Source organism: Flavobacterium sp. SH_e (assembly GCF_025717045.1).
GTDB lineage: Bacteria > Bacteroidota > Bacteroidia > Flavobacteriales > Flavobacteriaceae > Flavobacterium.
Window position 1 is genome coordinate 15,276 of the sequence record NZ_JAOVZN010000007.1, and the last position, 23,019, is coordinate 38,294.

The window sequence follows — 23,019 nt, forward strand, 5'->3', positions numbered from 1 at the left end:
TTTAAATTTTTTTGTTTTTGGTAAAAGAAAAAGCTTCGTATTTATTTACGAAGCTTTTCTTTATTTATGACTCTAATTGATGATTTACTTCTTCAAACTTCTCAATAAGACCATTTATTTTATCCTGCTGTTTTTTAATTTGTTTTGGACGAATATAAAACCAATTAAACATCATCCAAAGTAAAGTTATTACGTAAGTTAAAGTTGCGCCCAAAACGCTCATTCTGCTTGCGTATTCATACATATACAGACAAATCCCAATTGTTAGAAATACAAAGTAAAAACTCATCATTTTGGTTTGCATAAATTGCTGTTTCTTTTTTATAAAAATCAACTTTTGAAGATATTCCTGATTCGTTGCTGTTGCATCGATATTCTTATAACTGCGTAATAATTTATTGTACACAAACAAATAAATCACCATAGCAAGAATCGTTAAAACAATTCCGATTTTTGTCGAAATAAATTGCGGCTGATAGTAAATCCAAATAAAAACTATAAACGCACTGGTTAAACAAAGTAGAATATTACTAAGCCATAAACTGCGCAAAGCTGCTTTTTTGAATTTCCCAACTCTCGCCAATAAATCCTGAATATCGGGCTGACTTACGGATTGTTTTTTCCACAAATCTTTAAAATCTATATTATTATCGTTGTTCATTTTCTTTAAATTTTTGAGTCAGTTTTTCTTTTATTCTGTGAATTTTCACTCTAACATTGGCTTCAGAAAGTCCGACGATTTTAGCAATTTCATTTTGTTTGATATCTTCTAATTCTAACGAAATTATAATACGATCGGTTTCTGGAAGCTCAGCAATGCATTTGTACAAGAATTGAATCTGAGGTTCTAATGAGGTTTGTTTTTCTTCTGAAAGATGAACGGGAAGTTCTGATTTTGGGAAACGTTTTTGTTTTTCGATCTGCCTCAGACAATTATTGGACGCAATTCTAAAAATCCAAGTTCCAATTGCCGACTCATTTCTAAAAGTTTCCAGTTTTTGCCAGACAATTATAAAAGTTTCCTGAGCCAAATCCTGCGCAGCGTCGTAATCGTTTACGAAACCCATGCAAAGCCTGAAAATTCGATCCCAATACGTTTTGTAAATTTGTTCAAATTCCATTTTTACTATTTTAAAAAAGTGCTTAATTGTTCTAAATACCAAGCTGTATCATCGTACATAATAAAATGGAAACCATTTGTAGCATATTGAAAATTAGCCTTTTTTAAATTTTTATACTGATCTTCGATAGTCGGTTTTAAATTTATAAAATAAGATTCTAATAAAATTAACGACGGACATTTTATCGCTGCGACTCTTTCTCTCAAATCAACATTAAAAAAATCACAATACATTTGTCCAAAAGTGGTTCGGTCAGATTTTACACTCCAGCTAACTACTGTTTCTAATTTTGAAGAATCCTGTAAAAGTCTTGGCATCATTTGTTTCTGCATATCGTAAAACTGAGTTTCATTCATAGCTGTCATTTGATTTACAGTTGCAGAACAATCGTTATTTTCTTTTGATTTAAAAGCAGGATCAGTCATCGCCGCCAGACAAGGAAGCGCATCCACAACCACAATTTTTCCAATCAAATCTGGATAATCTGCTGCGATGGCAAGTGCGAGTGCGCCACCCATACTGTGCCCAATTAAGATTGGTTTTTCAATTTTATTTTCTTTAATATAACTGGCAATTCCTGTTTTCCAATTTTCAAATGAAGCATTTAATTGTGGTTTACTTCCCGCAAAACCTGCCATTGTAAGTGTATAACAGGTAAATTGATTTTCGAATGTAGCTCTGGTTTCATTCCAAACATCTCCAGAAGATGCAAATCCTGGAATAAATATAATAGTTTGATCTCCATTTCCAGTTTTTAAAACTTCAAAAGGAAATTGTTTTGTTTGTGCAAAAACATTTAGACATAATGCTGAGAATAAGAATGCGATAATTAAGATGATATACTTTTTCATTTTTAATAGTTTATAAGTTGTTAAAATTCTAATAGCAATAAATTGTTAATTAAATCGGATCCATGCTTTTGATACGGCAACTATTAAAATGTTACAACAGAAATGAAAAATTCAATAAAAAAATTCCAAATTCCAATGTTGGTGCGGGTTTTTAACCGCAAAGTACGCAAAGGTTTTTCGCAAAGAACGCTAGGTTATTTGCTCGCAAAGACGCTAAGTCCCAAAGTTTTCCCCTAATCTTGTCATCCTGAGGAACGAAGGATCACAGAAGATATTCCGCAAACTGAATCGCCAATCTTTGTCGAGTTTCGCGTGTGATCCTTCGTTCCTCAGGATGACAAACTTGTGCGTATTGTCAGTCTGAGCGAAGTCGAAGACCACGCAAGAAGCTCCGCAATCAAAATCGCCAATCTTTGTAGAGTTACTTGTGAAGATTTCTCCTTCGTCGAAATGACAAACTATGTGTTTTTAAAAATAAAATTCGTGAATTCGTGGCGAAAAAAAATAAAAAAAATCCCAAACCCCAATCGTAAAATTGGAACTTGGAATTTTAAATATTGGGATTTTAAAATAATTAACCGACTAGGTTAATTATTTTTCCAGGAACGATAATCACTTTATTTGGAGTTCTTCCATCTAAGTGTTTTTGAGTTCTTTCGTCTTTCATCACGATTTCTTCGATTTGTTCTTTGGTTAAATCCAAAGGCAATTCGATGGTGAAACGCATTTTTCCGTTGAAAGAAACTGGATATTCTTTATTAGTTTCAACTAAATGTTTTTCTTCAAAAATTGGAAAACCGACTTCAGAAATTGAAGTCGTATGTCCTAATTTTGACCATAATTCTTCAGCGATGTGAGGTGCATAAGGCGAAACTAAAATTGCTAATGGTTCTAAAATCGCTCTTGAATGACAGTTTTGAGAAGACAATTCGTTAACACAAATCATAAACTGAGAAACTGAAGTATTGAAAGAGAAATTCTCGATATCTTCTGCTACTTTTTTGATGGTTTTGTGTAACGATTTTAAATTGTCTTTTGTTGGTTCGTCGTTGTTTACGATTAAGCCATTATCATCAAAATACAATCTCCATAGTTTCTTCAAGAAACCAAACACACCAGAAATTCCAGCAGTATTCCAAGGTTTTGCCTGCTCTAATGGCCCTAAGAACATTTCGTATAAACGTAATGTATCAGCACCATATTCTGCGCAGATATCATCTGGAGTTACTACGTTGTAGTATGATTTAGACATTTTTTCTACTTCACGACCTACAATGTATTTTCCGTTTTCATCAAAAATAAATTCTGCTGTATTGAAATCTTCTCTCCAAGCTTTGAACTTTTCGATATTTAATTCGTCAGAAGAATTAACAAAATGAACATCAACACGAATTGGCTGTACATTTTGACCGTCAATTTTATTTTTAGACACAAAAGTATTTGTTCCTTCCAATCTGTAAACGTAAGCCGTTGTACCCAAAATCATTCCCTGATTGATCAGTTTTTTGAATGGTTCTTCGGTTGGAGCAAAACCTTTGTCTTTTAAGAATTTGTTCCAGAAACGAGAATATAATAAGTGCCCTGTTGCGTGTTCGCTTCCCCCGATATATAAATCGACATTTTCCCAGTAAGCCAAAGCTTCTTTAGACGCAAATTCATTTTCGTTGTGCGCATCCATATAACGCATCCAATACCATGAACTTCCCGCCCAACCTGGCATAGTGTTCAATTCTAAAGGAAAAATCGTTGCATTATCAACTAAATCGGTATTAACAACTTTGTTTTGTTTGGTATCCCAAGCCCAAACTGCTGCATTTCCTAATGGAGGCAAACCGTCTTCAGTTGGCAAATACTTTTCTACTTCTGGAAGAATAATTGGCAAATGTTGCGTCTCGATCATTTTAGGCAATCCATTCACATAATAAACTGGGAATGGCTCACCCCAATAACGCTGACGAGAGAAAACAGCATCACGCAAACGGTAATTTGTTTTACCTTTTCCTTGTCCGATTTCTTCTAATTTAGCAATTGCCTTTTTAGTTCCTTCTTTATAATCTAATCCGTTTAAGAAATCAGAATTTGCGATTTCAACGTTATCTTTTGATCCGTGCGCCGCTTCAGAAATATCAACATTTGCGAAGATATTTTTGATTTCCTGCATTCCGTTTTGACCTTTAAAGAAATTAGCAAAAGCGTAATCTCTTTCGTCTCCGCAAGGAACCGCCATAACAGCGCCTGTTCCGTAACCAGCCAAAACATAATCACCAATCCAAACCGGAATTGGTTCTTTTGTAAACGGATGTTCTGCATAAGCCCCTGTAAATGCACCAGAAATAGTTTTCACATCGGCCATACGCTCACGCTCAGAACGTTTTGCTGTTTTTTCGATGTATGCTTCAACAGCTTCTTTTTGCTCTGGAGTTGTAATTTTTGCCACCAAATCGTGTTCTGGCGCCAAAGTCATAAAAGTTACTCCAAAAATAGTATCAGGTCTAGTTGTAAATACTTCGATTACTTCATTATGATCTTTCACATTAAAAGTTACCAAAGCCCCAACCGATTTTCCGATCCAATTTCTTTGTGATTCTTTAATTGACTCACTCCAATCGATATTGTTTAGACCTTCAAGCAAGCGTTCGGCATAAGCAGAAATTCGCATACTCCATTGTGTCATTTTTTTTCTTATAACAGGGAAGCCTCCACGTTCTGAAACTCCGTTTACAATTTCGTCATTTGCCAAAACAGTTCCTAAACCTGGACACCAGTTTACTTCGGTTTCTGCCAAATACGTCATTCTGTATTGCAACAAGATTTTTTCTTTTTGATCTTCAGAATAAGATTTCCATTCGTCAGCAGTAAAAATCGCTACGTTATCGTCACAAACTGCTTCAACCAATGCATTTCCACTTTCTTCAAAAACAGTTACAAGCTCTGAAATATCAAAAGCTTTTCCTTGTTTTCTGCAATACCAAGAATTGAATAATTGGATAAAAATCCATTGTGTATGCTTATAGTAATCCGGATTTGAGGTACGCACTTCACGCGCCCAATCAAATGAGAATCCGATTTTATCTAGTTGTTTTCTGTAACCAGCAATTTGTTTTCCTTCTTTGTCAACACCACCGTCAATGTTTACGCGTGTAGTATCTTCTGGACGCTGACCTGTCTGAATCGCATATTGTTCTGCAGGTAATCCGAAACTATCGTAACCCATTGGATGTAAAACATTGAAACCTTGATGTCTCTTGAAACGAGAATACACATCTGAAGCAATATAACCCAGCGGATGTCCTACGTGTAATCCTGCTCCAGACGGATAAGGAAACATATCGAGAACATAATGTTTCGGTTTTTCGGAGTTATTTTTTGCTGCAAAAGTTTGATTTTCTGCCCAATATTTTTGCCATTTGGCTTCAATTTCGTTTGGATTGTACTTCATTTCTAAGCGACTAAGATTCTAAGTTACTAAGGCTCTAAGCTTTTCACTAAATTAATTTAGCCGCAAATTTACATTTATTGTTGTTTGTACCAAAGCTATTTCACTGACAAACAAATAAAATAACAAATTACTTATTTTTAATTACGTAAAAATACGTATTATTGCAATTCACAACTTAAGTAATTATTTTCTCTAGTATGTCTGAAAACAAAAAATACAAGATCGAAGTACGCGTTTGGATTGAAGAAACGGAAGGCGCTTTTCTTGGAATTGGAAAAATCTGGCTTTTAGAAAATATTCGAAAAACAGGATCAATTACCAATGCTGCCAAAGAAATGAAAATGGCGTATAGACAGGCTTGGCAATTGGTTGAAGAAATGAATCAGCGTGCAGAATCTCCTTTGGTTGAAAAGCTTCTTGGAGGAAAAGGCGGAGGCGGCGCTCGATTGACCGAAGCTGGAGAAAGAGCCATTGCTGTTTTTTATGAAGTTGAAAAACGTATTAAAGAGTTTACAGCAAAAGAAACTCAGAGATTGAAATTTTAAAACAAATATTTAAACACATAGAAACATAGATTTTTAGCAATGTAAAAAAAGTCCTTTCACTCGTATTAATACACATAGCAGAACTATGTTTTAGAAACTAGTTTCTTTTTTACAATCTTTATGAGAATAAAAAAACTATGTTTCTATCTGTTAAAAAAACATCCAACTAAAACAAAAATATTTTTTTAACTATCAGTATTCATTTTAAAACATACTGAAACAAAACCATGAACCAAAAATTATATCTCTTATTTCTTTTTATAAGCCTGAAAAGCTTTTCTCAAATCGAAAATTCAAAAACAAAACAAGACAGCATCAAAAAAGAAGAACTAAACGAAATTGTAATTACCGCATCTCGTCGTTCCGAAAAAATAATGCGTTCACCAATAAGCATCGAGCAATTAAAATCGGCGGAAGCCAAAATAATGGGATCGCCAAGTATTTATGAAGCACTTGAAAATGTAAAAGGCGTACAGATTATTACGCCAAGTTTAGGATTTAAAGTTATAAATACGAGAGGATTTGCCAATTCTACCAATGTTCGATTTGCGCAATTAGTGGATGGAATCGATAATCAGGCACCACATTTGGGTGCGCCAATTGCAAACGCTTTAGGCGCAAATGATCTCGATATTGATAAAATTGAAATTATTCCCGGAACTGCAGCCGCTTTGTACGGAATGAACGCTATAAATGGTTTGGCTAATATTCAAACCAAAAATCCTTTTGAATATCAGGGAATCGCCATACAGCAATTAACAGGTGTAAATCATGTTGGAAATATTGATCGGTTTTCACCGAAAGTATATTCTCAATTTAATTTGAGGATTGCCAAAGCTTTCAATGAAAAATTGGCGTTCAAAGTAAATGCTTCAACAACTGGAGGAACGGATTGGGTTGCTGACGACAGAACCGATTTAGCTCCAAACGCAAATGCTTCAACAGGTTTATTTGGCGCTGATAATCCGGCTTACGACGAAGTAAACGGTTACGGAAATGAATCGGCAAACCGAAAAACATTAAACTTAAATGGCAAAAATTATGTCGTGGCAAGAACGGGTTATCGCGAAACGGATATTTCTGATTACGAAATCAAAAATTACAAAGCTGATTTTGGATTGTATTTCCGACCAAAAAAAGATCAAGAACTTTCTTTGACTTATAAAACAGCTTTAATAAACACAATTTACCAGCGTTCAAATAGATTTCGATTAGACAATTATACTTTAAATCAATTTTCTGCTGATTATCATACACCAATTTTTCAGGTAAAAGCCTACGCAACAACTGAAAATACTGGAGATTCATACAACATGCGTTCGTTGGCAGAAAATATGGATCGCGCTTATAAATCGGATGATAAATGGTTTGCCGATTACAGCACAGCTTATAAAAATGCCGTTGCTGGCGGAGCAAGCGTTGCTGATGCACACAGAATTGCCCGAACACAATCTGATGCAGGAAGATTTTTACCCGGAACCGAAGCTTACGAAGAGAAGAAAAAGAAATTGATCGATATTAATAATTGGGATATTGGTGCGGCTTTGCGCGTAAAATCTACTTTGGTTCATGGCGAAGGATTATTTAATTGGGATAAAGCTTTTGTTTCTTTCTTTGAAAAAATCGATGCTAAACTTTTAAGCGGTTTCGATTACAGAAATTACATTATTGTTCCCGACGGAAACTATTTCATCAATCCTGTTCATGCTGATGAAAATCTGACGTATCAAAAAACGGGAGCTTTTACGCAAGTGACAAAAGATTTCTTTTCAGACAAATTACGTTTAGGCGCCACCATCAGAATGGATAAAGCCGATTATTTTGATGCGAAATTTACGCCTCAATTTACAGCGGTTTATTCGCCAAAAGAAAGTTTGAATTTTAGAGCTTCGTATCAAAACGGTTATCGTTTCCCAAGTATTTTTGAAGGTTTCTCAAATGTAAATTCAGGCGGTGTAAAACGTGTGGGCGGATTGCGAATTATGTCAGATGGCGTTTTTGAAAACTCCTACACCAAAGCTTCAATTGATAAATTTCAAGCACAGGTAAATACCGATGTCAATACAAATGGTTTGCCTCAGGCGCAGGCTATTGAAAAAAATAAAAATACGATTCAGAAAAATCCTTATACATATCTGGAACCAGAATTTGTAAAATCTTTTGAAGTTGGTTTTAGAGGAATGGCTTTAAATAGAAACCTTTTTATTGACGCCGATTTTTATTACAACTCTTATAAAAATTTTATTGCACAAGTTGAAGCCAGCATTCCGAATACGACAGATCCAAATTTGATTCCGACTGCTTTATATTCCAAGAACACTCAAAACCGCTACAGACTTTGGACCAATTCTAAAAGCAAAATTTACAATTACGGAGGAAGTTTAGGTTTGAAATACCGTTTTGATAATACTTTCAGTGCTTTAACCAATCTTACTTATACCAAACTTGACCGAACTGACGATAAAGATGGTTTGGAAGACGGTTTCAACACTCCAGAATTTAACGTAAACGGAACTCTGATTGCTCAAAATATCTGGAAAAATCTTGGCGCAAGCGTTACGGCCCGTTATCAAAACAATTTTGATTATGTTTCTTTCCTTGTGAGCGGAACTGTTCCGGCATATTGGTCAATGGATGCGCAGGTAAATTACGGTTTCAAAAAAGGCATTTCGGCAAAATTAGGCGGAACAAATATTTTGAACAAACCTTATACTTCTATTCTCGGCGGACCATCAATTGGCGGATTATATTATTTATCTTTAGTTTGGGAAACCAGCAAATTCTAAAACACAACTTTATGAAAACTCAAAATTACATTCTTATTTTCTTTATTGCTTTTTCTTGTACAATGTGCAATTCATCAAAAAAAGAAGAAAAAGAAACCGTTTCTACAGAACAAAATTCAAAAATTAAGAAACATGAACATCCTGTTCTTACAGCCGAAGATAGTCTCAAATTAGTCAACCATTATATTGAAGTAAAAGGCGAAGTAGAATTTCCATTACAATTGACTGTCGATTCTTTGAAAAAAATGAAAGTTACCACAATTGACAATTTTAAAATTTTAGGCAAAAACGGAGAAGTTAAACGAGAAGTCAAAACCTGCAAAGGTATTTTACTGAAAGACATTTTAGAAAAAGCCAAAATAAAACAAGACGATCATAAAGACCGAAATTTTTATATTGTCGAAAGAGCTTCAGACGATTATAAAGCTACATTTTCATGGGCAGAACTTTTTAACAATCCTACGGGAGATAACGCATTTATTCTTTTTGAAGAAAATGGAAAACCAATTAAAAATGGTGAAATGATTGCCATCTGCAGAAATGATTTTCGAACTGGTCCACGTCATGTGTATTGGCTAAAAAGTATTGAAGTTTACAAGGCGAAGTAATTCCTTAATTGTTTAACCGCAAAGTTCGCAAGGTTCTTTACTCAGTAATTTTCAATAAAACCGCAAAGTACGCAAAGCTTTATCAACACAAAGCTTTGCGTGCTTTGCGGTTAAATAAACTTTTTATTCAAGATTTAAATCGTACTTTTAAGTATAAAAGTTTGTTATTAACTTTAAATAAAGAAATTCTTTATTATTTTTACCACATAATTTAAGTATCTATGAGTTCTAACTTTGATAAATTTCAAAAGCGCAGGTTAATTTCCTCTTATTTTTCGGTTGTATTAAGTGTATTCTTGGTTTTATTCCTTTTGGGAGTACTGGGATTATTCATCATTAATTCTAAACAATTGGCTGACGATTTTAAAGAAAAAATCGCAATGACGGTTTTCTTTAAAAATGAAGCAAATGATAGTATTATCAAAGCATTTAACACCGAACTTAAAAGAGCGCCTTTTGCGAGATCTTTCGTTTATGTAACCAAAGAAAAAGCCGCAAAAGAACACACTGATATTATCGGAGAAGACTTTTTAACCTTTTTGGGAGAAAATCCGTTATTGAATTCATACGATATTCACTTAAAAGCAGATTATGTAGAAAGAGACAGCATCGTAAAAATTGAAAACCGTTTCCGCAAAAATGCTATGATTTCAGATATTGTTTATGACAAACAATTGGTAAATCTAGTAAACGACAACATCAGAAAAGTAAGTATGTGGATTCTGATTATTAGCGGTTTCTTGACAGTAATTGCAGTTTTACTAATCAATAGTTCATTGCGTTTATCTATACATTCAAATCGTTTTATTATCAAAACCATGCAAATGGTTGGAGCTACAAAAGCATTTATCCGTAAACCATTTGTAATGCGAAGTGTAAAACTTGGGATGTTGGGTGCTGGTTTAGCCATTATTGCTTTAATCGCGCTTTTATTATATGTAGACACTAATTTTCCTGGTTTAGGAATTCTAGAAGACAAAGCTTTGACTGGTTTAGTTTTAGTTGCTGTTTTCGGATTAGGAGTTCTAATTACTTGGGTAAGCACGCATTTTGCAACGCAACGTTTCTTGAATTTAAGAACTGACGATCTTTACTAATTGTAGATTGTAGATTTTAGATTGCAGATTTTAGATTTAAAAAAAAATGCCTTCGACTTTGCTCAGGCTGACAAACAGATAAAAATGAAAAACAACAATAATAAAGAAGAACAACAAGTTCAAAAACAGGAATTCCTTTTTGACGGCATCAATTATAAAATTTTATTGATTGGTATTGCTGTAATTGCTCTAGGATTTATTTTAATGTCTGGTGGAGGAAGTAAAGATCCAAATGTTTTTAATGAAGACATTTTCAGCTTTAGACGTATTCGTTTAGCGCCAACGACTGTTTTAATCGGTTTTGGAATCACGATATATTCTATCTTCAAAAAATCTAAATAATATAGGTTTATAGATTTTTAATCCGAATGCCCTTTGACTTCGCTCAGGGTGACAAATCTAAAATCTAAAATCTAAAATCTAAAATTCTAAATGAATACATTACAAGCTATTGTTCTTGCCATTATTGAAGGAATTACAGAATTTTTGCCTGTTTCTTCTACAGGACACATGATTATTGCTTCTTCTTTTTTCGGAATCGCACATGACGATTTCACTAAACTTTTTACCATTGTAATTCAGCTTGGCGCAATACTCTCGGTTGTAATTTTATACTTCAAACGTTTCTTTCAAACTTTTGATTTCTACTTTAAACTTTTAGTCGCTTTTATTCCTGCAGTTGTTTTAGGATTATTATTAAGCGATTTTATTGATGGTTTGTTAGAAAACCCTGTTACAGTTGCCGTTTCACTTCTAATTGGAGGTTTAATTTTATTGAAAGTAGACGAATGGTTTAACAAACCAAATGATCCAGAAGTTTCAACTGAAATTACGTATGCCAAAGCTTTAAAAATTGGTTTATTCCAATGTCTTGCCATGATTCCTGGTGTTTCTCGAAGCGGAGCAAGTATTGTTGGAGGTATGGCTCAAAAACTGACTAGAACTTCTGCCGCAGAATTTTCATTTTTCTTAGCCGTTCCAACTATGTTAGGCGCAACTGCAAAAAAATGTTATGATTATTATAAAGCAGGTTTTGAATTGTCTCACGACCAAGTAAACATGTTGGTAATTGGTAATATTGTTGCTTTTGCCGTAGCACTTTTAGCAATTAAAACTTTCATCGGATTTTTGACTAAAAACGGTTTTAAAGTTTTTGGTTATTACCGAATCATTGCTGGAATCATTTTATTGTTGATTCACTTTTTCATTCATCCGCTTACGATTATATAATGACACCTGAAGAATATTTAGAAGGACAAGTTTTATTGATTGACAAACCATTAAAATGGAGTTCATTTCAAGCTGTCAATAAATTAAAATACCTTTTAATTAATAAAGTTGGACTTCCAAAAAAGTTCAAAATTGGTCATGCTGGAACTTTAGATCCTTTAGCGACTGGACTTTTATTAATCTGCACAGGAAAATTCACTAAAAGAATTTCAGAACTTCAAGGTCAGGCAAAAGAATATACTGGAACTTTTTATATTGGAGCCACTACTCCATCATACGATTTAGAAACCGAAATCGATCAGACTTTTCCAACTGAACATATTAATGAAGCTTTGATTCACGAAACGCTAAAACAATTTTTAGGAGAAATTGACCAAAAACCGCCTATTTTTTCTGCAATTAAAAAAGACGGAGTTCGTTTATACGAACACGCTCGCGCTGGAGAATCTATCGAAATCGAAAGCAGAAAAACTACTATTCACGAATTTGAAATCACTAGAATCGAATTACCAGAAGTAGATTTTAGAGTAGTTTGCTCTAAAGGAACTTACATTCGTTCTCTTGCTTACGATTTTGGAAAAGCAATGAATTCAGGTTCGCATTTAACTGTTTTACGCCGAACTAAAATTGGCGATTATGACGTAAAAAATGCGATTGATATTACTTTATTCGAAGAAAATCTCTAAGGATTAGATTATATTTCCTTTTTTGTATTTTAGAGGCGTGCTTTTAAAATACAGAAAATGAGAAATTTCCTTTTAGCATTATTTTTGATTTTCATCAAATCATCATATTGTCAGACAGCAAATCAGAAATTTATTTCTACAGATATTGATAATTTTTGGAATGCGTACGATAAAATTATTTCTACAAATGACAGTATTTCGCAACTGCGATTTTTAAATGAATTTTATTTAGAAAAAGCTTCTCCTGGTTTAAAAAGCTTGATTGAAGTCCGCCATTATACCCCTAAAGAATTTCTTGGCGCTATTACTAAATATCCTAAATTTTGGAATTCCTTAAAACCTAACACAACAAATCTCAATTCTATTTATTCAGAAATCGAAACAGATATTAGCAAATTGAAAGAAGCCTATCCCGAATTAAAGCCTTCGACGATTTACTTCTCAATTGGAGCTTTCAGAACAAACGGAACCACGCAAAAAGATCGAATTTTAATAGGCTCAGAATTGTCTTTAGCAGACGAAAACACTTTTATTGATGAGCTTCCAGAATGGAGAAAAGCATTTTATAAAGAATACAATCCGAGAAAAAACATTGCTTTGCTGTGTACGCATGAATATATCCATACGCAGCAGAAAGAATTTTCAGAAAACCTTCTTTTGATGTGTCTTTACGAAGGAGTTGCAGAATTTGTATCTTGTAAAGTAACAGGTAAAAAATCGAACAGTCCGGCAATTGAATTCGGAAAAAACAACGAGAAAAAAGTAATCGATCAATTTGTTTCTGACTTGTATATTATGAGTAATAATTACAATTGGCTTTGGGGCGAGAACAGAAATGATTTAAAAGTTCGAGATTTAGGATATTATATTGGTTACGAAATCTGCGAGCGTTATTACAATGCTTCGAAGAATAAGTCGGAAGCCGTAAAAAAATTAATTCAGCTAGATTTTGCTAATGACAAAGAAGTTGAAAAAATTGTCGATGCTTCAAAATTACTCCCAAAAAGTTTAAAGCAGCTTGAAAGCGATTACGAAAAACAACGCCCAAAAGTTACGGCAATTTCTCCTTTTAAAAATGGAGATAAAAAAGTAAAATCTGGTTTAACAGAATTTACCATTACTTTTTCTGAACCTTTAAACGGATATAACACAGGATTGGATTTTGGTCCATTAGGCGAAGAATTTTGTCCTAAAATAAAACCAGAAAGAAATTGGTCATCTGATAAAAAATCATGGACTTTTAAGGCCGATTTAGAACCCAATAAAAAATATCAGATCTTAATCACCAATAATTTCAGAAAGCAAAATGGTACAAGATTAAAATCTTATTTGATAGAATTTCAAACTGCCGAATAAAATCTGAGCATAAAAAAAGCACATTACTTTTTTATTCAGTAATGTGCCAGGCTCTTTCTTAAATAAGTAATCCTATTTCATACTTACTTAAATTCAATAGTGAGGCACATTTTTTCCTCCGAATAAAAATTGAGAGAAGAAATCATAAAACCTTTCGAATAACTTTTTCATAATAGTGCACTTTTAATTATTAAACATTAAATAAAACACCAATAAAAAGAGTAAATCAGAAAGTTATAATAGACGTGGGTTAGCATCACTAAGTTACAAAATTCTATTGAAGTCAAAAAGACTTTAAGATAATTTTATCAACAAATCATCTGTTTATCAACACATTAATCCGATTAAAGGCGATTATATTTGATGTTTTCCATTATTTCGACCAATTCTTCCTGAACCGAAATTCCTTTATCTGCCAAATACCATAACTGAAGATCTGTTTTGATTTTTTCATCAATAGCGCCAACTTCTCTTTTATGTTTTGCCATTAATTCGGTTGCACCTTTTGGTCTTGGTCCCCAATCGGCACGGACAATTCCAGCTTCTTTACAAATTACAATTACTTTTGGAATTCCTCTTCCGCCGTTAGTCAGATAATGGCTCATTAAATCATCATTTTCATCGCGAAATGCAATTCTTAGTTCGATTTTTTTATTGGAAGCCAAAGCCATTTTATTTAAAATTGGAAGAATCTGCGCTGCATCTCCGCACCAGCCTTCCGACAGCACCAGCCAAATATAATGATTGTCTAAGTTTTGAAGTTTAGTCGCAATGTTATCAGAAATGGTAATCGTTTTCTCCAAACGGTTCATTCTTGCTTCATTCAATTTTGAATAATTGGTAAGACTTTCTGATTGTTCGCTTCCAGTTGATTTTCCTTCAGACAATAAATCGGTTACTATTTTTCTATATTCAAGATAAGGATGACTATTGAATAATGATTTGGCTACGATGCTTTTCATATTAGTTTGATTTTAAGGATACAATAAAAATACGAAATTTTGAAGTGACGAAGAAATGACATTTGTCACATTTGAATTAAACTATTTCAAAATGATTAAAAATCTAATTTTGATCCAATAATTAATTTTTTGCAAACATTATTTTTAAAAATCAGAATATGTCTATATTTGCACAAATTAACGCGACACACACATGAAATATAAAAGAATTCTTCTAAAACTTAGCGGCGAAGCGCTGATGGGTGATTTACAATACGGTATTGACCCAAAAAGATTAGCCGAATATGCAGATGAAATTAAGCAAATTCACAACAAAGGAGTAGAAATTGCAATTGTTATTGGAGGAGGAAATATATTTAGAGGCGTTGCAGGAGCAAGCTCAGGAATGGACAGAGTTCAAGGCGATTACATGGGAATGCTTGCAACTGTAATTAACGGAATGGCATTACAAGGCGCTCTTGAAGATAAAGGAATGAAAACTCGTCTTCAAACTGCTCTAAAAATGGAATCTATTGCAGAGCCTTATATTAAGAGAAGAGCTGACCGCCACCTTGAAAAAGGAAGAATCGTAATTTTTGGTGCTGGAACCGGAAATCCATATTTCACAACTGATACTGCTGCCGTTTTAAGAGGTATAGAAATCAATGCTGATGTTATCCTTAAAGGTACTCGTGTTGACGGTGTTTACGATTCTGACCCAGAAAAAAATGCTTCTGCAGTAAAATTTGATTTTATTTCGTTTGACGATGTAATCAAAAAAGGATTAAATGTAATGGATACTACTGCATTTACCTTAAGCCAAGAAAACAAATTGCCTATCGTAGTTTTTGATATGAACAAAATTGGAAACTTATTGAAAATCTGCGACGGAGAAAACATAGGAACTGTAGTAAACATATAGACTGCTTAGATTAATAGAATTTTAGATTTTCTAAATTCTTCTCAACCTTAAGGCAATCAAAAAAACAAAATAACATTAGTTCGTAAATTAGAAGAAATTAAATCTAATCTTCTAAGAATCTAAAAATCTAAACAAAATGACTGAAGAAATAGATTTTATTTTAGAAAGTACTGAGGAATCAATGAATGGTACTATTGCACACTTAGAGAAAGAATTTCTTAATATTCGTGCAGGAAAAGCTTCTCCAGCTATGCTTGGAGGTGTGTTTGTAGATTATTACGGATCTGCAACTCCGCTTTCTCAAGTATCTAAAATCAGTGTTCCAGATGCTAGAACAATTACATTACAGCCATTTGAAAAAAATATGCTGCAAGCAATTGAAAAAGCAATCTTAATTGCAAACATTGGTTTCAACCCAATGAACAATGGAGATATGGTTATCATTAGTGTTCCGCCATTGACAGAAGAGCGTCGTCGCGATTTAGCAAAACAAGCAAAATCTGAGGCTGAAGACGCTAAAATTGGTATTCGTAACTCTCGTAAAGACGCTAATACTGATATCAAAAAATTAGAAAAAGAAGGAACTTCTGAAGATATCTGTAAATCAGCTGAAGAGGAAGTTCAAAACTTAACAAACTCTTACATCAAAAAAATCGATGAATTATTGGCTGCGAAAGAAGCTGAAATCATGAAAGTATAAGATTGAGATTTGATATAAAGCAAAAATCCGTCTGGTTTAGCGCCAGACGGATTTTTTTATTACTATTTTTGCATACGAAAATTAAATTCTTTTCGTTTTTGAAACTATATCATTCTGTATGAAGCTATTTTGTTTTTTGACTTTGTTTTTTACGCTTACACTTCAAGCGCAAATTCAAATAAACGGAATCGTAACCGATTCAAACAACAAACCTCTTCCGTTTGCTACAATTACGACTTCAGAAAACAATAACACAATTACAGATGTCGATGGAAAATTTATTTTCAAAATCAGCTCATCTGCAACCTCACTTACTGTTTCTTATATCGGTTTTCAAACCAAAACTGTAGCTTTAATCAGCAACAAAACTTTTTATGCGGTTTCACTTTCGCAGAAGACTGACGACTTGCAAGAAGTTGTAGTTTCTAATGAAAATCCAGCTTTAACAATCATCAAAAAAGTTATTGCCAATAAATCGCTAAATGATCCGCAGAAAAAACTCAACAGTTTTGAATACAAAACCTATAATAAACTTATTGTAACCGCAAATCCTGACTCGATTGACGGACGTATCGATACTTCGGCAGCGTATAAAGATTTAAACAAAAAAATCATCATTGATTCTTCCGATTACAAGTTTAAAGAAATTGTAAGCAAACAGCATTTGTTTCAAACCGAGAAAGTTTCGGAATATCAATTCGCAAACAACAAATTAAAAGAAACAGTTTTAGGAACTAAAATAGCGGGTTTCAAACAGCCTATTTATGAAGTTCTGGCTTTCAACCTTCAGTCGATTTCTATTTACGATTCGAATTACGAATTATTCGAAACCAGATATGAAAACCCGATTTCAAAAAATGCTCCTTCAACCTACAATTATAAATTGCTGGATACTGTAAGCATTCGAGGTCGTGACACTTACATGATTTATTTTAAAAATAAGTCAAACCGAAAAACATCTGGTCTAGAAGGTGTTTTATATATCGATAGGGAAAATTTTGCTGTTGCGAAAGCGGTAATGCGAATTAAAGGTGTTTTGGACATTAGTGGTATTCATGAATTTGAATATATTCCGAAAGAAAAAATATGGTTTCAAAGCAATACGACTTTTAAAATTGTAAAAGGAAAAAATGACGATGACATCAGAATTTTAGGTGGAACTATTCAATTTGATGGAGACGTTGAAGAAAATTTCGAACCTAGAAAAAAGGTGGCGTCAGATTTCACTTATCTACTCTCTGAGAGTAATAGCTTCGATATTCGTGTTAACACCAATAATCCAATTAAAAATCCTTCGCTTTATATCGAAATTAAAGACGACGCGGCAAAAAAACCTGAAAGTTTCTGGGAAGCCTATCGAAAGGAAAATCTTGACTTAAAAAGCCAAAAAACGTACTTATTACTGGATAGTCTTTCTGTGAGCAATAGAATTGAAAAACGTTTAGGAATTGGCCGTAAAATCATTAACGGATTTTATCCAATTGGCCCAGTCGATTTGGACTTGAAAAAAATCATAAGTTATAATAATTACGAAGGTTTCCGTCTTGGTATCGGAGGAATTACAAACGATCGTTTGTCAAAAAACTTCCGTCTTGAAGGTTATACCGCTTACGGAACAAAAGATGGTGTTTTTAAATACAGTGTCGGAGGTGGCGTTTTATTAGACAAACACACTAACACTTGGTTTAATGGATATTATGCTGATGACGTTCGAGAAATTGCAAGTACTGTCTTTTCGGTTGATAAACGTGTTTTCAAAATTTATGATCCACGTCCAATTAACATTAGCACATTCTATGAATACATGGGATGGCGAGGAAACATTCAAACCAAATTTATTCCGAAAACCGAAGCTGTTTTAGAGCTTTCAAGAAATTACATCGAACCGAAATTTGATTATCTTTTTAATCTAAATGGGAAATTGTATTCGAGTTATATTATGACTACAGCAATGCTTTCGATTGTTTGGGCGCCTTTTAGCAATTTTATGCAAACTCCAACTGGAAGAAATGAAAGTGATAAAAGATTTCCGAGATTTACTTTTCAATATACGCAGTCTTTACCAAATGTATTCGACAACGATTTTACTTTTAGCAAAATAGATTTTAAAGCCGAATACGAAAAGCAATATTTAAACCGTCAGAAAACGAGTTTGCTTTTGCAAGCAGGTTATGCAATGGGAGATGTTCCTATTACGCATTTGTACAATACTTCTCCAAATAATTTAACAAAGGAAACTGTTATTCAGCGTATTACTTTTGCGGGAAGAAATGCTTTTGAAACCATGTTTTTCAATGAATTTTTCTCAAGTCAATATTTAATGTTCCAAATAAAACATGGTTTTGACCGAATTACACTTTTCAAAAAAGTTAGACCTTCTTTAGTTTTAGTAACGAGAATGGCTTGGGGAAATATGGAAAAACCCGAACAGCATGTTGGTCCAGATTACAAAACACTTGACAAAGGCTACTTTGAATCGGGAATTGAATTAAACAGAATCTTTAAAGGTTTTGGTTTGGGAGGATTCTATCGTTATGGTCCAAATCAGCTAATGAAGTTTGAAGATAATGTTGCTGTTAAGATTTCTTATGTCTTAGATTTGGGACTTTAAGAGTTAAAATTCCAAATTCCAACACTCGTTTGTCATCCTGAGGAACGAAGGATCACACTCGTAACTAAACAAAGATTGGCGATTTTTTTTGTAGAATAACCGCAAGGAATTTCTAATGCGATTCTACGTTCCTCAGAATGACAAACTAGATGAATAGTAAAAAGTAAAAATCCCAAACTCCAACAAGAATTGGAACTTGGGATTTTAAAATTTTAAAATTTCTAACCTTATGGCTTAAGAATCAAAACCGAAGGCGAATTATTCAGCCAGATACTTTGTGATTCTATTAATTTTTTCCAGCTATCAAGACTAATAATCATTAAATCCTGACTTTCTAAAAACTCCTTTTTCAATGTTCTGTCGTTCATAATCATGATATGATTTGGCGCAATCTGTTCGATCGAACGAATTGTTTCCTGAATTTCTCGTGTACTTCTAACTTCGCCACTTGCATCTAAAACCGTAATTTGAGAACCATTATTGTTGATTAATTTTTTAGCATAATCGATCAAAAAAGCATCTTCTTTACTAAATACGGGCATAAAAATCTGGTTGACTTCTTCTAGATTTTTATCAATAAAAATTCCGACTGGCATTTTTGTTTTAGTAATAATGTGACGCGTTCTTTCATCAAACGGATTATTTTCAAACAAACCTTCTTTTCCTGTAAACTTATCAATCAAACGATCTGGATTTACAATTCGAGTTGTGAAACCAAGTATTTTACCCAATAAAGTTCCATCAAAAATGGATTGTCCTAAACCAACCAAAAGCAAGTCGTATTCTCCATGATTTGCGGTATCAATAATATCCGAATCGATATCATTAGAAACTTTAAACAAACTAACCATATTTTGATTCAGCAACTGTGATTCTTCAACCACCGGCCCAATCATTTTACGTTCATGCTCTTTCACATCAAACGAATGTATTTCTGTACTTAAAGAAATATGCATTGCCGTTACTACCGAATTATCTGCTTGTTTTTTAACAAGGCTGTTTGCAATTTTAAGCAACTTTTTTCCTTTTTCTGGAGTTGCAAACGAAAGCAGAATCTTGAATTTGCTTTTACTTCCAATCTCTTGCTGTACGGCCGTAATATTATCTTTAAAAATAAACCCGATAAAGTCTAATGCTGGCCCCGTCATAAAAGTAGTAAGTAGCGCCATAATTACCATCATGGTAAAAATCTCAGTTGATAAAACTCCAAGATCATAACCAATATTCAGAACTACTAATTCCATTAAACCGCGCGTATTCATTAAGGCTCCAATAGACAAACTGTCTTTCCAGTTTTGCCCCATAAATTTGGCTGCCAAAGCACTTCCGAAGAATTTACCAACTACTGCAACCAAAATAATCAAACCCGTAATTTTCCACAATTCAGGATCATTTAACAATCCTATTTGCGTACGCAAACCTGTAAACACAAAAAATAATGGCAATAAAACGATTATTGAAACGTCTTCAACTTTTTCGATAAATATGTTTCTGAATTTATTGTTTTCAGGCATAATAGCTCCAGCTAAAAAAGCTCCGAACAAAGCATGAATTCCAATTAATTCTGATGCATAAGAAGAAATTAAAAGTGTAATAAAGAAAATGGCAACAACTGGTTTATTTAAACTTTCGCGGGTTGCATTTAAATCTCCTACTCTTTTCAAGAATGGGCGAACAATTTTCAACATGATAATCACATACAAAATCGCCATTCCAATTACATAAAGCGAACTAGAAAGCGAACCTGCTTTAACAATCGCAATTACAACTGCCAAAATACACCAAGCAGTGATGTCATCTGCCGCAGCACAAGTAATCGCAATGGTTCCTAGCTTTGTTTTCTGCATGCCGCGTTCCTGAACAATTCTCGCTAAAACTGGGAAAGCTGTAATACTCATCGCAATACCCATAAACAAACCGAATGAAGAAAATTCAACTCCCAGCGGAGCATACGTTTCATAAATAAAATAAGCCAATGATAAACCTAAAGCAAACGGAATTACAATACTAGCATGGCTGATTACTACGGCATCATGTGCTTTATTTTTTAGCACTTTCAAATCCAGTTCCATCCCAATTACAAACATGAAAAGGATTAAACCAATTTGACTTAAAAACTGTAAGTTCCCTAGAGATTCTTTTGGAAATAAAGCTGCAGAAAATTCCGGAAAATACATTCCTACTAAAGACGGCCCAAGTACGATTCCAGCGATCATTTCGCCAATTACCGACGGCTGTCCAATTTTTCTAAAAAACCATCCAAACAAACGAGCAACTAAAATGATCGTAACTATTTGCGCCAGTAAAATTGCCAATGGGTGCTGTAAATTTTCTACCATCGAGTGCAAAAAATCTTTCCAATGATTACTTTCAACACTTTTCTTTACAATATTACGCCCTACTTCTAACGAGGCACCTTTTGAAATTACCCAGTATATCAGTGCAGTAAAACCACCAATGATTGTAACATAGAATAAGGAATTCCTAATGTTATTCATAAACTTGTTCTTTAGATTATTGCGCAAATATCCGCACTGTGAATTTAGTGAAAAAGAAATTCAGTTGTTAATTTTTATCGCATGTAACAAGTCTGGAAAAAATTGTAATAAGTTTTAGATCTTAACTTTCTTTAAGAAATCAGCTCGGTAAGTTTCGCTTAAAATTAGCGTTACATTTTTATTGTTTTCTTCTGCGTGATGCAGAACAATTTCGTTATGATTGAAGAACTTTATTGCTTTTACGGCTACGATTTCTTTTTTGTTTATTCGGCAAAAATCAGCATCTGGCAATTCGTTTAAAAGAGTGTCAAATTTTACATTTTTTAAATTCAGATAACTTCCATCTGTAAGCAAAACAGCTTTATCACGACTGTCACTCAGAGCCGTTTTTATATATTGAATTTTACTAAAATACAAAAGCGTTTTTCCTTTATCAGTATTTAACTGAATAAATTTTTTAGCCGAATTTGATTTTTCAAAACGTTCAGATGCTTTCGTAATTGCTTTTTGCAAACGTTCCAATTTCACAGGTTTTGTGATATAATCAACTGCATCAATATTAAAAGCTTCGGCAGCATATTCTTTATACGCCGTGCAAAAAATCACCAATTTATCCTGCAGTTTTTCGGCAAGATGAAGACCATCGATTCCGGGCATTTCTATATCCGAAATCAACAAATCAAAATCAAGATTCGAAAAATCAGACAGCAATTTCTCAGGATCGTTGCACGTTTTTACAATTTCCAATTCAGGAATTTGCTCGCAAAGCATTTTTAGGTACGTTAATCCTGGAAGTTCATCGTCCAGAAGCAAGCATTTCAGTTTTGTATTCAAGTAAATCAATTTTTAGATGAGCAATGTAAACATCGTTTTCTACAAACTTTTCGAGTTTGAAATTATTCTTATAAATAATGCGGAGACGATGTTCGAGTGTGGCGTGGCCAAAACCACTTCTTTCCTTTTTCAAAACCTTTTTATCTGAGATTTTATTCGAAACCGTCATAAAAAAAGCATTGTCTTTAAATTCAAAAACAACCGAAATAAAAGCATCTGCACTTTGAAGATCAGCATGTTTAAAGGCATTTTCAATTAAATCAATAGAAATTAAAGGCGCCAGTAAAGGCTGATCGTACAATTTGTCCTCTTCGTTGATATTAGTTTTTACTTTCAACTCAAAAAGCGGACTAATCTTGATTTTATTGATTTCGATTAAATTCAAAGCAAAATCAATTTCTTCTTTAGCGGTTACAAATTTCTTTTTGCTTTCGTATAAAATATAATCGAGAACATTCGCCAGTTTATCCAAAGCAAAATAAGTTTGGTAAGCGTGCGACTGAATCGAGTTTAAAATATTCTTAAACAAATGCGGATTCAGTTTTGATTCCAGATTTTCCAGCTGTAAGTCATTTACTTTTGATTCTAAAGCATAAAAACTTTTCTCGGCATCATCTTTCGCTTTTTTGGTTTGCATTAATTGGTAAACCATAAAACAAATGATGACAATTAGAAGCAACAGAATTGCCAGAAAAATAAAAGTTGTTGTATTGTTTTGTTGCATTAAGCTTGTTTTGAATTGTATTAATCAGTTATAAATTCACTACAAATATGGGAAAAGCTACTGGTTCTAT

At 33.5% G+C, this 23,019-nt stretch carries 19 protein-coding genes; 11 read left to right on the plus strand and 8 right to left on the minus strand.

Annotation, left to right across the window (positions count from 1 at the left end):
* Positions 1-64: 64 nt before the first annotated feature.
* From OD917_RS17070 to leuS, 4 genes are all read right to left on the minus strand, one after another.
* Positions 65-661 carry a hypothetical protein gene (locus OD917_RS17070; protein ID WP_263524599.1) on the minus strand — a complete coding sequence of 199 codons (597 nt, stop codon included), beginning with the start codon at positions 659-661 and terminating at the stop codon, positions 65-67.
* Positions 648-1,121 (minus strand): RNA polymerase sigma factor, encoded by a 474-nt coding sequence (locus OD917_RS17075; RefSeq protein WP_111287437.1) that lies wholly within the window; start codon positions 1,119-1,121, stop codon positions 648-650. Before OD917_RS17075 ends, OD917_RS17070 begins: the two co-directional genes overlap by 14 nt.
* A gap of 5 nt (positions 1,122-1,126) precedes the next feature.
* Positions 1,127-1,972 carry an alpha/beta fold hydrolase gene (locus OD917_RS17080; RefSeq protein WP_263524600.1) on the minus strand — a complete coding sequence of 282 codons (846 nt, stop codon included), beginning with the start codon at positions 1,970-1,972 and terminating at the stop codon, positions 1,127-1,129.
* 574 nt (positions 1,973-2,546) lie between these two features.
* Positions 2,547-5,411: a leucine--tRNA ligase gene (gene leuS / locus OD917_RS17085; RefSeq protein WP_263524601.1), complete on the minus strand. Its 2,865-nt coding sequence runs from the start codon at positions 5,409-5,411 to the stop codon at positions 2,547-2,549.
* Between the two features lie 197 nt (positions 5,412-5,608).
* Between leuS and OD917_RS17090 the strand changes: the two genes are divergently transcribed.
* From OD917_RS17090 to OD917_RS17125, 8 genes are all read left to right on the plus strand, one after another.
* The gene (locus OD917_RS17090; RefSeq protein ID WP_263524602.1) at positions 5,609-5,956 is read left to right on the plus strand and encodes a winged helix-turn-helix domain-containing protein; all 348 of its coding nucleotides are present in this window, start codon (positions 5,609-5,611) and stop codon (positions 5,954-5,956) included.
* Between the two features lie 227 nt (positions 5,957-6,183).
* On the plus strand, positions 6,184-8,742 hold the full coding sequence (locus tag OD917_RS17095; protein ID WP_263524603.1) for a TonB-dependent receptor: 2,559 nt from the start codon (positions 6,184-6,186) through the stop codon (positions 8,740-8,742).
* 11 nt (positions 8,743-8,753) lie between these two features.
* Positions 8,754-9,350: a molybdopterin-dependent oxidoreductase gene (locus OD917_RS17100; protein ID WP_263524604.1), complete on the plus strand. Its 597-nt coding sequence runs from the start codon at positions 8,754-8,756 to the stop codon at positions 9,348-9,350.
* A 221-nt stretch (positions 9,351-9,571) separates the two neighbouring features.
* On the plus strand, positions 9,572-10,447 hold the full coding sequence (locus tag OD917_RS17105) for a cell division protein FtsX (RefSeq protein WP_263524605.1): 876 nt from the start codon (positions 9,572-9,574) through the stop codon (positions 10,445-10,447).
* A gap of 84 nt (positions 10,448-10,531) precedes the next feature.
* Positions 10,532-10,789 (plus strand): DUF3098 domain-containing protein, encoded by a 258-nt coding sequence (locus tag OD917_RS17110; RefSeq protein WP_129746548.1) that lies wholly within the window; start codon positions 10,532-10,534, stop codon positions 10,787-10,789.
* A gap of 90 nt (positions 10,790-10,879) precedes the next feature.
* Positions 10,880-11,677, plus strand: coding sequence for an undecaprenyl-diphosphate phosphatase (locus OD917_RS17115; RefSeq protein WP_263524606.1), 798 nt, complete (start codon positions 10,880-10,882; stop codon positions 11,675-11,677).
* Entirely contained in the window at positions 11,677-12,363 is a 687-nt protein-coding gene (truB, locus tag OD917_RS17120) for a tRNA pseudouridine(55) synthase TruB (RefSeq protein ID WP_263524608.1), read from the plus strand. Before OD917_RS17115 ends, truB begins: the two co-directional genes overlap by 1 nt.
* A 57-nt stretch (positions 12,364-12,420) precedes the next feature.
* A complete protein-coding gene (locus OD917_RS17125; protein WP_263524609.1) occupies positions 12,421-13,719 on the plus strand; it encodes a DUF2268 domain-containing putative Zn-dependent protease in 1,299 nt (432 codons plus the stop codon).
* A gap of 344 nt (positions 13,720-14,063) precedes the next feature.
* Here the strand turns inward: OD917_RS17125 and OD917_RS17130 are convergent, their stop codons facing one another.
* Positions 14,064-14,681, minus strand: coding sequence for a thioredoxin family protein (locus tag OD917_RS17130; protein WP_263524611.1), 618 nt, complete (start codon positions 14,679-14,681; stop codon positions 14,064-14,066).
* Positions 14,682-14,874: 193 nt separating this feature from the next.
* Between OD917_RS17130 and pyrH the strand changes: the two genes are divergently transcribed.
* From pyrH to OD917_RS17145, 3 genes are all read left to right on the plus strand, one after another.
* Positions 14,875-15,582, plus strand: coding sequence for a UMP kinase (pyrH, locus tag OD917_RS17135; RefSeq protein WP_111287076.1), 708 nt, complete (start codon positions 14,875-14,877; stop codon positions 15,580-15,582).
* A gap of 136 nt (positions 15,583-15,718) precedes the next feature.
* A complete protein-coding gene (gene frr / locus OD917_RS17140) occupies positions 15,719-16,282 on the plus strand; it encodes a ribosome recycling factor (protein ID WP_263524612.1) in 564 nt (187 codons plus the stop codon).
* Positions 16,283-16,400: 118 nt separating this feature from the next.
* On the plus strand, positions 16,401-18,893 hold the full coding sequence (locus tag OD917_RS17145; RefSeq protein WP_263524613.1) for a DUF5686 and carboxypeptidase regulatory-like domain-containing protein: 2,493 nt from the start codon (positions 16,401-16,403) through the stop codon (positions 18,891-18,893).
* 227 nt (positions 18,894-19,120) lie between these two features.
* Here OD917_RS17145 and OD917_RS17150 read toward each other — a convergent pair whose 3' ends face one another.
* The 3 genes from OD917_RS17150 to OD917_RS17160 all read right to left on the minus strand — a co-directional run bounded on the left by OD917_RS17150 (position 19,121) and on the right by OD917_RS17160 (position 22,949).
* Positions 19,121-21,391, minus strand: coding sequence for a cation:proton antiporter (locus OD917_RS17150; protein ID WP_263524614.1), 2,271 nt, complete (start codon positions 21,389-21,391; stop codon positions 19,121-19,123).
* Positions 21,392-21,505: 114 nt separating this feature from the next.
* Positions 21,506-22,225 (minus strand): LytR/AlgR family response regulator transcription factor, encoded by a 720-nt coding sequence (locus tag OD917_RS17155; RefSeq protein ID WP_263524615.1) that lies wholly within the window; start codon positions 22,223-22,225, stop codon positions 21,506-21,508.
* Positions 22,188-22,949: a sensor histidine kinase gene (locus OD917_RS17160; RefSeq protein ID WP_263524616.1), complete on the minus strand. Its 762-nt coding sequence runs from the start codon at positions 22,947-22,949 to the stop codon at positions 22,188-22,190. Before OD917_RS17160 ends, OD917_RS17155 begins: the two co-directional genes overlap by 38 nt.
* Between the last annotated feature and the right edge of the window lie 70 nt (positions 22,950-23,019).

Coding starts and splice junctions, on each gene's coding strand:
- OD917_RS17070 (WP_263524599.1), bottom strand. CDS start 661: ATGAACAACGATAATAATATAGATTTTAAAGATTTGTGGAAAAAACAA.
- OD917_RS17075 (WP_111287437.1), bottom strand. CDS start 1,121: ATGGAATTTGAACAAATTTACAAAACGTATTGGGATCGAATTTTCAGG.
- OD917_RS17080 (WP_263524600.1), bottom strand. CDS start 1,972: ATGAAAAAGTATATCATCTTAATTATCGCATTCTTATTCTCAGCATTA.
- leuS (WP_263524601.1), bottom strand. CDS start 5,411: ATGAAGTACAATCCAAACGAAATTGAAGCCAAATGGCAAAAATATTGG.
- OD917_RS17090 (WP_263524602.1), top strand. CDS start 5,609: ATGTCTGAAAACAAAAAATACAAGATCGAAGTACGCGTTTGGATTGAA.
- OD917_RS17095 (WP_263524603.1), top strand. CDS start 6,184: ATGAACCAAAAATTATATCTCTTATTTCTTTTTATAAGCCTGAAAAGC.
- OD917_RS17100 (WP_263524604.1), top strand. CDS start 8,754: ATGAAAACTCAAAATTACATTCTTATTTTCTTTATTGCTTTTTCTTGT.
- OD917_RS17105 (WP_263524605.1), top strand. CDS start 9,572: ATGAGTTCTAACTTTGATAAATTTCAAAAGCGCAGGTTAATTTCCTCT.
- OD917_RS17110 (WP_129746548.1), top strand. CDS start 10,532: ATGAAAAACAACAATAATAAAGAAGAACAACAAGTTCAAAAACAGGAA.
- OD917_RS17115 (WP_263524606.1), top strand. CDS start 10,880: ATGAATACATTACAAGCTATTGTTCTTGCCATTATTGAAGGAATTACA.
- truB (WP_263524608.1), top strand. CDS start 11,677: ATGACACCTGAAGAATATTTAGAAGGACAAGTTTTATTGATTGACAAA.
- OD917_RS17125 (WP_263524609.1), top strand. CDS start 12,421: ATGAGAAATTTCCTTTTAGCATTATTTTTGATTTTCATCAAATCATCA.
- OD917_RS17130 (WP_263524611.1), bottom strand. CDS start 14,681: ATGAAAAGCATCGTAGCCAAATCATTATTCAATAGTCATCCTTATCTT.
- pyrH (WP_111287076.1), top strand. CDS start 14,875: ATGAAATATAAAAGAATTCTTCTAAAACTTAGCGGCGAAGCGCTGATG.
- frr (WP_263524612.1), top strand. CDS start 15,719: ATGACTGAAGAAATAGATTTTATTTTAGAAAGTACTGAGGAATCAATG.
- OD917_RS17145 (WP_263524613.1), top strand. CDS start 16,401: ATGAAGCTATTTTGTTTTTTGACTTTGTTTTTTACGCTTACACTTCAA.
- OD917_RS17150 (WP_263524614.1), bottom strand. CDS start 21,391: ATGAATAACATTAGGAATTCCTTATTCTATGTTACAATCATTGGTGGT.
- OD917_RS17160 (WP_263524616.1), bottom strand. CDS start 22,949: ATGCAACAAAACAATACAACAACTTTTATTTTTCTGGCAATTCTGTTG.